The sequence below is a fragment of the Collinsella sp. HCP3S3_D1 genome (genome assembly GCF_052064015.1).
Lineage (GTDB): Bacteria > Actinomycetota > Coriobacteriia > Coriobacteriales > Coriobacteriaceae > Collinsella.
The window spans coordinates 44110-56439 of the sequence record NZ_JBQHWK010000015.1 but is presented as its reverse complement, the minus strand read 5'-3'; the positions used below and the strand labels follow the sequence as shown (position 1 = coordinate 56439).

General features: G+C 60.3%; 9 protein-coding genes. 2 read left to right on the top strand and 7 right to left on the bottom strand.

All coding sequences use genetic code 11. The features are described from left to right. Positions 1-142: 142 nt before the first annotated feature. The 3 genes from ACTNDJ_RS06500 to ACTNDJ_RS06490 all read right to left on the bottom strand — a co-directional run bounded on the left by ACTNDJ_RS06500 (position 143) and on the right by ACTNDJ_RS06490 (position 3572). Entirely contained in the window at positions 143-679 is a 537-nt protein-coding gene (locus ACTNDJ_RS06500) for a PTS sugar transporter subunit IIA (RefSeq protein WP_441015348.1), read from the bottom strand. Between the two features lie 264 nt (positions 680-943). Continuing rightward, a complete protein-coding gene (locus ACTNDJ_RS06495; protein ID WP_441048944.1) occupies positions 944-2392 on the bottom strand; it encodes a glycoside hydrolase family 1 protein in 1449 nt (482 codons plus the stop codon). 172 nt (positions 2393-2564) lie between these two features. Beyond that, positions 2565-3572: an AraC family transcriptional regulator gene (locus ACTNDJ_RS06490; protein WP_441063910.1), complete on the bottom strand. Its 1008-nt coding sequence runs from the start codon at positions 3570-3572 to the stop codon at positions 2565-2567. 116 nt (positions 3573-3688) lie between these two features. Here ACTNDJ_RS06490 and ACTNDJ_RS06485 point away from each other — a divergent pair, with 116 nt between their 5' ends. Further along, positions 3689-6259 carry a glycosyl hydrolase gene (locus ACTNDJ_RS06485; RefSeq protein WP_441063911.1) on the top strand — a complete coding sequence of 857 codons (2571 nt, stop codon included), beginning with the start codon at positions 3689-3691 and terminating at the stop codon, positions 6257-6259. A gap of 42 nt (positions 6260-6301) precedes the next feature. After that, entirely contained in the window at positions 6302-7156 is an 855-nt protein-coding gene (locus tag ACTNDJ_RS06480; protein WP_441063913.1) for a MurR/RpiR family transcriptional regulator, read from the top strand. 235 nt (positions 7157-7391) lie between these two features. Here the strand turns inward: ACTNDJ_RS06480 and pyrE are convergent, their stop codons facing one another. The 4 genes from pyrE to ACTNDJ_RS06460 form a co-directional block, all read right to left on the bottom strand. Then, positions 7392-8075: an orotate phosphoribosyltransferase gene (gene pyrE, locus ACTNDJ_RS06475; protein ID WP_117848347.1), complete on the bottom strand. Its 684-nt coding sequence runs from the start codon at positions 8073-8075 to the stop codon at positions 7392-7394. A gap of 112 nt (positions 8076-8187) precedes the next feature. Further along, positions 8188-8922 (bottom strand): ROK family protein, encoded by a 735-nt coding sequence (locus tag ACTNDJ_RS06470; protein ID WP_441063914.1) that lies wholly within the window; start codon positions 8920-8922, stop codon positions 8188-8190. Positions 8923-9089: 167 nt separating this feature from the next. Beyond that, complete coding sequence (locus ACTNDJ_RS06465) at positions 9090-10403, bottom strand: apiosidase-like domain-containing protein (protein WP_441063915.1); 1314 nt, start codon at positions 10401-10403, stop codon at positions 9090-9092. Between the two features lie 210 nt (positions 10404-10613). Continuing rightward, positions 10614-12041, bottom strand: a complete 1428-nt coding sequence (locus ACTNDJ_RS06460) for a PTS transporter subunit EIIC (protein ID WP_441048950.1) — start codon at positions 12039-12041, stop codon at positions 10614-10616. Positions 12042-12330: the final 289 nt, after the last annotated feature.

Genomic DNA, 12330 nt, shown 5'->3' with positions numbered 1-12330 from the left:
CGCGGGCCCTCCCGACGGGAAACGAAAAAGCCCGGTTTAAAACCGGGCTCGAACAAACACGCCTATTGACAATGGCTTTCTCATATTAAAAAGGGTGGCCGGATAACCCGACCACCCTTGTGCATCTTCTGGATGCCGCAGACTACTTGCGGACGACCTTAACGATGGCGTCACCGGCGGCGACGGCAGACTCGGCCTCGACGGCGAGCTCGACATCGGCAAACTCGGCGGTGTTGGACACGGCCACGACGACGCAGTCCTTGTAACCGGCGGCAGCGATCTTGGCGCGGTCGATCTTGAGCAAGGGCTGGCCGGCCTTCACGACGTCGTCGGCCTTGACGAAGCCCTCGAAGCCGTCGCCATTCATGTTGACGGTATCGACGCCAACGTGCACCAGAACCTCGATGCCGCTATCGGACTGCAGGCCCACGGCGTGACCCATGGTGACGGTCACCTTGCCGTCGGAGGGAGCGTAGACCAGGTCGTCCTCGGGCCACACGGCGCAGCCCTTGCCCAAAACCTCGCCAGCAAAGACGGGATCGGGCACGTCGGCCATCTTGATGACCTTGCCCTTGACGGGCGAACACAGCACGTCGGCGCCGGCAGAAGCAGAAATGGAGGCCGGAGCAGCGGCAGCCACGGGCTCAGCCTTCTTCTTGAACATATCAAACAGACCCATACGTTTTCTCCTCTTGATTAAGCGCAACGTTATGCGCATACCTATGGTGATTATAGTGCCAAATGGCCAAAATGCTAAGGCAAGGGCCCGAATCACAAGCCCTTCCAAGCCCTTCCAAAACCTTTTCCCCAGTGGCACTCATATTGTCGATTAAGCCTCGATAAGCCCCGGGTGAACAAAAGCGTTCCAGATGCCGTCGTCATCGACGTCGGTGGTCACGTAGTCGGCGGCCGGTCCGGCGTTCGGCGGAACGCCGGGGCTCAATTATTCCAAGCCCTCGGTGCCGTTGGACTTGATGATCTTCTGGTATGCGAAGAAGCTGTCCTTGCGGCGGCGCTCGTAGGTACCGGTGCCGTCGTCGTACTTATCGACGTGAATGAAGCCGTAGCGCTTGCGCATCTCGCCAGTGCCGGCGGAAACCAGGTCGATGGGACCCCACCAGGTGTAGGCTATCAGGTCAACGCCATCGGCAATGGCCTCGCCCATGGCCTTGATGTGGCTCTGCAGGTAGGCGATGCGATACGGGTCATGGATGGAGCCGTCCTCCTCGACCTCGTCGTAGGCGCCCATGCCGTTCTCGACCACCATCAGCGGAATCTCGTAGCGGGCGTAAATCTCGTTGAGGGCGATGCGCAGGCCCAGCGGATCGATCTGCCAGCCCCAGTCGGTGGACTCCAGATAGGGATTCTTGCCGCCAAAGGTCATGTTGCCCTCGGTCATCTCGTGATCCTTGTGGGTGCCCACGGTGCCGGACATGTAGTAGCTAAAGGTGTAGAAATCAACCTTGCCGTCGGCGATATCCTGCAGGTCGCCGTCCTCCATCACGAGCTCGACATCGTTCTCGGCCCAGAAGCGCTTGGCATAGAACGGGTACTTGCCGCGCACCTGCACGTCGGAGCAGTACCAGTTCATGGTATTCATCTCCTGCTGCGTGGCGAACACGTCGGCCGGATCGCACGTGGCGGCGTAGGAAAGGATGAAGCAGTCCATGTTGCCCATCTTAAACTGCGGGTAATGCTCATGGGCATAGCGCACGACGCGGCCGCTGGCGACAAACTGGTGATGCAACGCCTGCATACGAGCCTGCGGCGTGGTGTGGACCGCCGACGCCGGACCCTCAAAGCCCTGAATCATGCTGGTCTCAAAGAGGTTGCCCATGTCCTGAGTACCGCAGTTGATCTCGTTGAAGGTGAGCCAGAACTTGACCTTGTCCTGATAGCGGTCGAAGACGGTCTGGCAGTACTTCTCAAAGAAGCCGATGAGCTCGCGGCTCGCCCAGCCGTTGTATTTCTCGACCAGGTGATAGGGCATCTCGTAGTGCGAGAGGGTCACGAGCGGCTCGATATTGTGGGCGCGCAGGCAGTCGAAGACGCGGTCGTAGAAGGCGAGGCCGGCCTCGTTGGGCTCAGCGTCGTCGCCGTTGGGAAAGATACGGCTCCAAGAGATGGACATGCGGAACATATTGAAGCCCATCTCGGCGAACAGCGCGATATCCTCCTCGTAGTGGTGGTAGAAATCGATACCGTCATGATTGGGGTAGAAGCGGTTGGGGTCGATATCGATCGTAATCTGACGCGGCTCCTTGTAGCTGCCGCCCAAGAAATGGTCGTCGACGGAAGGACCGCGGCCGTCCACGTTCCAAGCGCCCTCAAACTGGTTGGCAGCGGTGGCGCCGCCCCAATAGAATCCCTCGGGGAACTTGATGTTTGCCATGAGCATCTCCTTTGCATCGTGGGTCGATAAGCCGAGTATCGCCCACGCGCGGGACGGGCAGAAGCGGGCGCACCAAACCCGACACTTCTTTTCGCCCTTGCGCCCCGTCACCGCCCCGCCCCTGACACTTCCTGATACCTGCCAAAAAGGGACAGGTTTATTTTGGCAGGTTTTATCTGGGCAAACGCCGGCGGTAGACGGCCGGCGTGCAGCCATAGCGCTCGGCAAACTTTTTGTAGAAGAAGCTCATGTTGGCGTAGCCGGCCTCGCGCGCCGCGGTTTCGGCAGTGGCGCCGGCGTCGAGCAATGTTGCCGCGCGTTCCAGGCGGCTCTCCTGCACGAGCTGCATAAACGTGCGGCCCGTCTGCCGTTTGAGCAGCGCGCTTGCATAGTTGGGACTCAGATGCAGGTGGCGAGCTACGTCCTCGAGCGTACAATCGCAGGCATGGCGCTCGATGTAGCTCACGGCGGCCGCGACCTGCGCCGAAGGCAGCGTGGGCATGTCCGCCTGCAGCAGCGATGTCTCATAGCTTTGCATAAGTTCGACCAGCAGCAACTCAAACAGCCTCGACACGATCTGGGGACTCGCCGCCGTCGGCTCCAGAAGTTCGCACAGCATCTCCTGCATATATCGGCGCACGCGGCGGCTGTTGCCCGTGCGAAAATGCACATGACCGCGGTGGTCGGTTTCGTCATTGAGGGCATTAATGAGGAACTGCGAGACGGCGCTTGACGGCGACAGGCTCTGCTCTAGGCTGCGGTGCAACATCACCCGCGAGATGACGATGCTCAGCATAATGTCATGCTCGCCGAGCTCGCCTACGGCATGCGGACAGGCCGCGTCGAGCAAGAGCACCTCGTTTTGGGCAAGCGTGAGCCGTGCGCCGTTGACGACCTGCGGCGCATGCCCTCGATAGACATAGCTGATTTCGACATAATTGTGCACATGCTCCGGCACGGGGTTAAAGCGCGAGTTGCGCACGATTGACAGGCCCTCAGGCATGCCTTCTTGGTGCAGGGCTCGCGTCGGGTCACCGATTTTATGGATATGTTTTTCACCGATATTCTGCTGATGACCCGAGCTGAACGCATCGTTCCAGTCATAGCGGGTGCCTGCGCAGTAAGCGCGCTCGCTGTCGGTCAGCTTGAGCAAAAGATTGTCCAAACGCGCGATATCCATATCGCCACCATCATTGATTTGGTCATATTCTGCCGTGGTTTTGATATTAGCAGGAGTGTGCGCGCGACGTACTCTGACTTCAATCGATTTAAAAGGTTTGTTTTAGAGGAGTGGATATGGCGGCATACGACAACCATGTGCTTCCGTTCTTGTGGCTCAAGGGCGAGGCGCGCGAGACGATTACCGAATACTTAGAGCAGATTGCCGGGGCGGACATCCACGAGGTCTGCCTCGAATCGCGCACGCATCCCGAGTTTTGTCGCGACGGCTGGTGGTCCGACCTGCGTTTTATCATTGGCGAGTGCAAGCGCCTGGACTTGAAGATCTGGCTGCTCGATGATGCCCACTTTCCCACGGGCTACGCCAACGGCGCGCTTGCAGGCGAGGATGTAGACCCCGCGCTCAAAAAGACCGTGCTTAAGCATCACACGGTAACGGTCGTCGGTCCCCAGCCGTCCACGACCATTAAGCTCGGCAATCTTATGGATCCCACGGAGCACTTTGTGGGCACGGCGACTTTCGACGCAGCCGGTGCACCGCTCGACCTTGAGCTCGCCGTTGAACAGACCGAGGACGGCACTCCCGTCCGCCTGCGCTTTGACGCTCCTGCCGGCATCACCACCCTCGAGCTCTACGTCACCAGCCAAAAGACCGGCTTTCGCGATGAGTACATCAACATGGTCGACGCCGATTCGTGCCGTATGCTCATCAACGCCGTCTACGAACCCACGTTTGAACATCTGGGCGACGAGTTCGGCAAGACCATTCTGGGCTTCTTTACCGATGAACCGGGCTTTATGAACGAGAAGGGTGCGACCCTCGAAGACGCTTCCACCAGCAGCTTTATTGGACGCGGCGATATGGCACTGCCCTGGTCGGATGAGCTTGCCCGCCGCTTGCACGAGGAGTTGAGCGCGAGCTGGCTTGCCGAGCTCCGCGGCCTTTGGACGCGCGACCCCGCCGGCGCTCGGGTCCGCCACACTTACATGGACATCGCCACGCAACTCTACCGCGCGTGCTTTGACGAGCAGATTGGTGACTGGTGCCGCAAGCGCGGCGTCATGCACATCGGACATGTGATTGAGGACAAGAGTTGCCACACGCGCCTGGGCCAGGGCGCCGGACACTACTTCCGCGCGGTCGCCGGGCAGGATATGGCGGGCATCGACGTTGTCATCAACCAGCTTGCCCCCAGCGTCGACCACGGACGTTACAGCTACTTCCACGGCGCGTGGAACATGGAGTTCTTTACCTACGCGCTCGCCAAGTTGGGCTCTTCGGCCGCACGCCTCGACCCCAAAAAGCAGGGGCGCTGCATGGCCGAGGTCTTTGGCGCCTTCGGCTGGCACGAGGGCTTGCGCGAGATGAAATGGATCGCCGACCACATGCTCGTCCGCGGTATTAACTGGTTTACGCCGCACGCGTTTAGCATGGCGCCCTTCCCCGATTGGGACTGCCCGCCGCACTTTTACGCACACGGCAACAATCCGCAATGGCCGCACTTTGGCCAGCTCATGAGCTATATGAACCGTACGGCAACGCTGCTTTCAGGAGGCTATGCCATGCACCCCGTTGCCATCCTGTACCATGCCGATGCCGAATGGGCCGGCAACGCCATGCCTATCGAGCGCGTGGCGGCAGAGCTCACGCGCGCGCAGATCGACTTTGATTTTGTGCCCGCCGAGGCTTTTGAGGATGAGGACCGTTACGAGGTTTCGATTGCCGACGGATTACTTACCGTAAACGATTGTCGTTACCAGGCGTTTGTTATGCCAGGAGCTTCATTTATTGGCGCTACGACGGCGGAGGCAGTGAGACGCATGGCGGATGCAGGCGTTATGGTGCTTGCCGTCGACGAGGCGCCCGGCACATTCTACGATACCGATGGCGCGGTCGAGCTGGGAGGGCTCGTCGCAACGCCGCTGGCCGATGTCGCCCGCGCGCTTGCAAGCGCGGGACTGCAGACCGTTGTGCCTGACACACCGCAGCCTTGGCTACGCGCACTTCGCTACGAGCGGGTGGGCGAGACCTACGTTATGCTCGTCAACGAACACCCACGCGAGCGCGTCGACTGCACGGTTGCACTTGCGACAGGCGAGCGCCTTTGCGGCACGCGGCTCGACCTGCTAAACGGCGCCGGGCCCGTTGCGTTTGACGGTGCGTTGGAGCTCGCACCCTTCGAGAGCTGCATCGTTGTTTTGGAAACGAGCAGCGAGAATGCGCCTGGAGACGGCGCAATCGGCGCTGATACGTCGCTCCGCCTGCGCATCGAAGGCCCATGGACCGTCGCCCTCTCTCCTGCCGGCAGCAATGGCGCCTTTGGTGAATCACAAAAGCTCAAGCACCTGTGCGACCTTACAGCCGATCTGTTCACCGGCACCTGCGGTACCTACCGATATCATGCGTCGTTTGAGCTGGCCAACGATTGCGCCGACGCCACAATCGACCTGGGAGACGTCTACGAAACCGCGACGCTCACGCTCGATGGACGCCCGCTCGGCACACGCATCTGCCCGCCCTATCGTTTTGCCGCCGGCGCACTTTCCGCCGGTGCGCATGAGCTCATGATCGACGTCATCAACACGCTCGACCATGCGATCCCCGACATTTTCGCCCTCACCGAGCCCGTCGCCCCCAGCGGCATCCTCGGCCCCGTTACCCTTTGCGGGCAAAACCTGCCAAAATAAACCTGTCCCTTTTTGGCAGGTTTGGCGAGTGTGGGAGTTCGCATGGATATCAAACGCAAGATCACCGAGGCGCAGGGCCTCACCCCCACCGAGCAACAGCTCGGCATTGCAGCCCTTGCTATCGGTCAGGACATCCGCGGGCTTTCTATTAAGGAATTTGCCGCGCGCACCAACGTTTCGGTCGCGAGCGTGCATCGTTTTTGCAAAAAGCTCGGCCTCGAGGGCTTTAAGGATCTCAAGGTCGAGCTTATTCGCTTGGCAACCGAGGCGGGAAACCGCCGCGACGTGGACATCAACTTTCCCTTTGATGCCACCTCCACCCCCGCGCAGGTTATGGAGCGCATGGAGGGGCTCTACCAGACCACGCTGGCCGAAACGCAGGAGCTGCTCGACCCCACGCAGCTCGACCATGCCGCCAAGCTCATCGCGAACGCCCGACAGGTCGACATCTACACGGGCTCGCACAACCTCTATCCAGCGGGAATGTTCCGCGACCGCCTGCTCTCCGCCGGTAAAAGCGCGACGTGCCACAACGGTATCGAGGCCCAGGTGCGAACGGCGCTCGCCTCGGATCCCGACCATGCGGCAATCGTCATCTCCTACAGCGGCCTTGCCCCCAACCTCAAGGACATCTTGCCGATCCTCAGCAGTCGGCATGTCCCGGTCATCGTCATCGGCACGCCTTATTGCGCTCGCATTCATCCCGGCTTTGCCGCCTACCTTACGGTGAGTGACCACGAGAGCATGACGCATCGCATCACGCAGTTCGCCAGCCACATCGCCGTGCAATACGTACTCGATTCGCTCTACAGCAGCTACTTCGCCAAAGACTACGCCCATTGCTCCGAATTCCTGGAGCGTTCGTTCCCCTATACCCGCCTGCCCGGGCTTAAGTAGTCGTTTAAGAACGTCCCCAATGACTACTCTGGCAACGGCAGCAAGCGGGCCGCATTCGGAGCAAGACAACGCCGCAAGTAGAGGACGGACAGCGAGCGACGTCCAGGGCGAACAAGTTGGCGTGAAAAAGGCGAGGCATTGACCTTCTGGTCATGCCTCGCCTTTTGAATGACAAATTGTCGCCCTGGGCGGCGCGCAGCGTCGGCCGGTTACGGCGTTTGGTAAAACGCCGTAACTACTCCCGAGCTCCGTACTGCTCGTAGTAGGCGTCGATGGCGGTCTTAAGTTCGTCATCGATGACGACCTTGCCATCGATCTCGTGGTTGTAGAGGGTCTCGACGACCTCGGCCATGGAGACGATGCTCGCGACGGGGAAACCGTACTTTGCCTCGATCTCCTTCTGAGCGGTGGTCACGCCACCCTTGCCGACCTCCATGCGGTTGAGAGACACAATCAGGCCCTTGATTTCGACGTCGGCAGCAGCCTTAACCTTGGGATAGGTCTCGTCGATGGACTTGCCGCTGGTGGTAACGTCCTCGACCATGACCACGCGATCGCCGTCCTTGGGCTCATAACCCAGCAGGTTGCCCTTATCGGCACCGTGATCCTTGGCCTCCTTGCGGTCGCAGCAGTACTTGACCTCCTTGCCGTACAGCTCGTGGTAGGCAATTGCGGTCACGACGGCCAGCGGAATACCCTTGTAGGCCGGTCCAAACAGCACATCAAAGTCGTCGCCAAAGTTATCGTGGATGGCCTGGGCGTAATACTCGCCCAGCTTCTTGAGCTGATAGCCCGTCACGTAAGCGCCGGCGTTCATAAAAAACGGGGACTGACGGCCGCTCTTGAGCGTAAAGCTGCCGAACTTAAGAACGTCGGACTCAACCATAAACTTGATGAACTCTTGCTTGTAAGCCTCCATGCGGGCTCCTCTCGTAATCGCGTACGTGCCCTCCAGTTTAGCGCAGGCGAAGCGTCGATGCGGGTGCTTCACGCCGGCCTTTATCTTTTTCGACAGCCTCGTTTGGCGCGCGCTACACCAGGCGCATGGCTTCCTGGACAGCACCGTAAAGGTTGGCGTCGTTGCCGAGCTCGGCCGCCTTTATCTGCGGCACAGGAATGCCGGCAAGGGTCCCTTCGTAACTCGCGAGGGCCAGCGGCATCTGCGCACGCAGGGCATCGATGAGCTCGGGATGGCACGAGATGCCGCCTGCGATCACAAAGACCTCGGGGTCGAGCACGGCCTGCAGGTTGATGAGCTGTCCGTCAAATGAGCGAGCGTAGCGGTCGAGCGCGCGCTGCGCCGCCATGTCGCCATCCGCGATCCACTCAAAGACGCGGCGGCCGTCCACCGGAGAATCCGCAGGCAGGCCCTTCTCGGCAACGACGGTATCACGGAGCGCACGCCAACCGCCCGAACCCGCAAAGGAGTTTCCCATATTCGCGGCAGTCGTGACATCGTTGCGCAAGAAGCTGAACTCGCCTGCAAAGCAGTGCGCGCCGCGCAGGACCTTGCCGTCGATGACGATACCGCCGCCGATGCCCGTGCCGATAGCGAGCACCACGCCAAAACGTATCCCGCGCAGAGCGCCAGCCGCATACTCACCGAGTGCACAGCACTTACCGTCGTTATTGACGGCAACCGGCACCCCCAGTGCCTCGCGAATGAGCTTTCCCAGTGGGCAGCCGTCCATAAACGTGAGCGCACCGCCGCGATGGATCGTTCCTGTGACGTCCCCCTCGTAGATACCGCCGGGTGCGCTGACCACTCATTTAAGTACGTCCCCAATGAGTGCGACGGAATGACCACTCATTTAAGTACGTCCCCAATGAGTGCGACGGAATGGCTCCCTTGGCAGCTTAAAGCTGTCATGCAGGAACCATTCCGTCGCAGCCTCATGAAAGGGACTGGATTGTAAATGTTGGAGAAGAGCCGTTAGCGCCCGGGGGCCAGGATCACCAGTGCGTCGTGCTCAAAGGGATGCTGAGCCACGCGCACGGTGCCGTCACCGTTGTCGCGAACGGGCAGCTTGGCGATGCGCTTATCCTCCATGTCGAGAACCGTCGCCGTCCAGCCGCGCGTGCCGTCGAGCTTAAACTTGAGCGCCGTAGTGCGCGGCAGGTACGTGACGACGCGATCGCCAACGCGCGCCACACGAATGGCCTCGCGCGCGTCATCGAGCAGCTCCTGTGCCGGAACCACGGCAAGCGCGTCGTCGCCAGCCGTAGCGCCCAAGCCGGCAAGCACATGCTCGATCGCGCCAAAGTCCCAAACGCCCGTAAACTGCAGGCACTCCTGCCAGCGGAACGGCATGTCGAAGCCCTCGCCCAGCACCGAGCCCTGGCTCCTGCTGGTCTGCCAGTTCCAAACGCCGTGCGCACCATAGGTCACGCCAGCGCTCGCACCGGCAAGGATCGACGACCACACGCTCGCGCGGCAGTCCTGCGCGGTGAAGCGCCAGTACACGTTGCGTGACGCGCCCATCTGCTCGTAACAGGGCTCGGAGTTGACCATCGGCTTTTTGGGGTAGTTGGCGGTAAAGTCCTGCGGCAGGCGCCAGGCCTCGGGCTGGCCCTCGTAGTTGTGGCCGGGCTGGAACATGTAAAAGTCCAGACGGTCCAGGTACTGTGCCGGAATGGTACGGTTGCCGCGGTTGATATGCATGGTGCGCAACGCCTCGGGCGCGCGCTTGACGACTTCGTCGAGAGCATCCTCGTAGTAGGCGATCGCCTCGTCGCTGGTAAAGTCGGTATCGCCCGTCACCACGTAGACGGGGTCGAACTCGCCCAGGTTCTCGACGACGCGGGCAACGTGGGCACGGACTTCCTCGCGTGGCATAACCTCGGCACCGCAATGCCCAGCGATCTTGGCACCCCAGGTGCCGGGCACGTAGTTGCACCACATAAGCACGAGTGCCGGACGAATGCCGTGCTCGACGGCAGCGCGACACATGGCAGCGGCGCGATCCCAGTACGCTTGGTTGGGGCGGGACCAATCAAAATGCACGCCATCCTCGCTGGCATAGGGCCAAATGCCCAGATCGGGGCAGCAGCGATCCCACTGCGGCAGCGTGTTGATCTGCAGCACGTTCATGCCCTGCTCGGAGCGACGGGTCAGATAGTAGTCCCAATCGGCCTCGGTAATGCTCGTAAACGCGCTCCAGCACGTATCGGCAAACCAAAAGAACGGTTTGCCCTCGCACAAAAAGCCGTCCTGACGACCGTTGACGGCCAGCTTTCCCAAACTCATCTGCATGTCCTTTCGTTTGATAAAGGAGTTGCGAACCGGCAGATTCTTTCGCGGTAACCCCGCGCGAAAGCCCCTGGCGCTTAGCAAGCCCCGGCGAGCAGGCGCCACGCGCCCCCAATCAGTCTACCTTGTAAAAAGGGCCCCGCCGGGCTTGCGCCTGACGGGGCCCTGTCGTGTAGGTAAGGTCGTATGTGACCGAATGGTTTGGCCTTAGGCCTCCATCTCGGCGAGCTCCTCCTTGGAGAAGCCAGTGACAAAGACGACGGCAGCGGCGATGGCAAAGGAGATTGCCATACCGACGATAGCCCAGACGGTGTTCATCTGGCCACCCTGCAGGTAGTTGGTGAAGACCAGGAAGTTGGAGGCACCGCCGGCCAGGTAGTAAGTAACACCCATGAGGCCGGAGAACACGGCACCGATGGCACCGCCGATGAACATACCGAGCATGGTGCGGCGGAAGCGCATGAGGATACCGAAGAGTGCGGGCTCGGTGACGCCGCCGGCGATGGCGGAGATGACGTAGCCCAGAGCAAGACCCTTCTCGTCGGGGTTCTTCATCTTGAGGAAGGCACCGAAAGCGCAGCCCCAGACGGCGGCCATAGCGCAGTTGGTGGAAACGAAGACGAAGGGATCGTAGCCGGCGGCGATGATCTGAACCTGAGCGAGCAGGATGACGGGCATGTGCATGCCGCAGACCACGAAGAGCTGCCAGAAGGCGCCGAGGACGGCCATGACGATCAGGATGCCGATACCGCCAAGGTCGGCGAGACCAAAGAGGGCGTTGGCAATCAGCGTACCGAGCTCGTTGCCGATCGGGGCAAGGACGATGAAGGCGATGGGGATGGTGACGATCATGGTGCAGAACGGCGTGAAGACCGTGGACAGCACGTCGGGCATGACCTTCTTAAAGAACTTCTCAACAAAGTAGAGGACCGGCACCGAGAGGATAATCGGCAGGACGGACTGCTGGTAGTTGGCAGCGGTGATCTGGATGCCATAGACGGAGATGATTCCGCCACCCTCCTGAGTCGCGACACTCACGACGGACGGGGCCATGAGAGCGCCGCCGAGGAGCATGCCCAGAACCGGAGAGGCGCCGAGCTTCTTAGCAGCGGCATAGCCCAAGTAGATGGGGATAAAGGTAAACGTGGCCTCGTACAGGGTGGTGTAGAGGAACGTGTAGGTCGGATCGGTATCGGAGATAACGCCGAGCATGGTGGGACCAAGAACCGCAGCGATGGTGCGGAACAGACCGCCGGCCATGAGCAGCGGAATCAGCTGGGTCATGGAACCCGACAGGTAGTCGAGGATGATGTTGGGCAGGTTCTTGAGCTCGAACTTCTCCTTAGGAGCGTCGAGGTTCTCGTCGACCGCGGCACCCTGCTTGACGCCGGACATGGCGACGAACTCGGCGAGCACCTTGGGCACGTTCTGGCCGATGATGACCTGGAGCTGGCTGCCGGCGAACTGGCAGCCCAGAACACCCTTGACCTTCTTGATCTTCTCCACGTCGGCCTTGCTGTTATCCTTGAGCGTCAGACGCAGGCGCGTCATGCAGTTGGTGGCGACGGTGACGTTTTCCGCACCGCCCACGAGCTCGAGGACATCGGTGGCAATCTGCTTGTTATCTACTGCCATGGGACCCCTCCCCATATCGTCGTGTGCCTAATCGCTTGGGCGCAGGCACGCCTTTGGCCCGGTGACTATAACCCCTTACGGTTACCGAACCCTTGGATACGCTGTCGTAAACAATCTGTTTACTGAACGTTTACAGCGCTTAGTTTACACTCAGCATTGAATTTGTGGCAGTTTTGCCGTTTGCAGTCCGGTGAACGGTAGGAAATCGGGGGTGAACGTAATTGAATGCAGAGGCATTACATATAGTGCCATTTATTTATAAATGGTCTTTTACGTGGGATTTTATATA

What these genes read in the sequence shown, in the direction of transcription:
- ACTNDJ_RS06500 (WP_441015348.1), bottom strand. Translation starts at nt 679, where the DNA reads ATGGGTCTGTTTGATATGTTCAAGAAGAAGGCTGAGCCCGTGGCTGCC.
- ACTNDJ_RS06495 (WP_441048944.1), bottom strand. Translation starts at nt 2,392, where the DNA reads ATGGCAAACATCAAGTTCCCCGAGGGATTCTATTGGGGCGGCGCCACC.
- ACTNDJ_RS06490 (WP_441063910.1), bottom strand. Translation starts at nt 3,572, where the DNA reads ATGGATATCGCGCGTTTGGACAATCTTTTGCTCAAGCTGACCGACAGC.
- ACTNDJ_RS06485 (WP_441063911.1), top strand. Translation starts at nt 3,689, where the DNA reads ATGGCGGCATACGACAACCATGTGCTTCCGTTCTTGTGGCTCAAGGGC.
- ACTNDJ_RS06480 (WP_441063913.1), top strand. Translation starts at nt 6,302, where the DNA reads ATGGATATCAAACGCAAGATCACCGAGGCGCAGGGCCTCACCCCCACC.
- pyrE (WP_117848347.1), bottom strand. Translation starts at nt 8,075, where the DNA reads ATGGAGGCTTACAAGCAAGAGTTCATCAAGTTTATGGTTGAGTCCGAC.
- ACTNDJ_RS06465 (WP_441063915.1), bottom strand. Translation starts at nt 10,403, where the DNA reads ATGAGTTTGGGAAAGCTGGCCGTCAACGGTCGTCAGGACGGCTTTTTG.
- ACTNDJ_RS06460 (WP_441048950.1), bottom strand. Translation starts at nt 12,041, where the DNA reads ATGGCAGTAGATAACAAGCAGATTGCCACCGATGTCCTCGAGCTCGTG.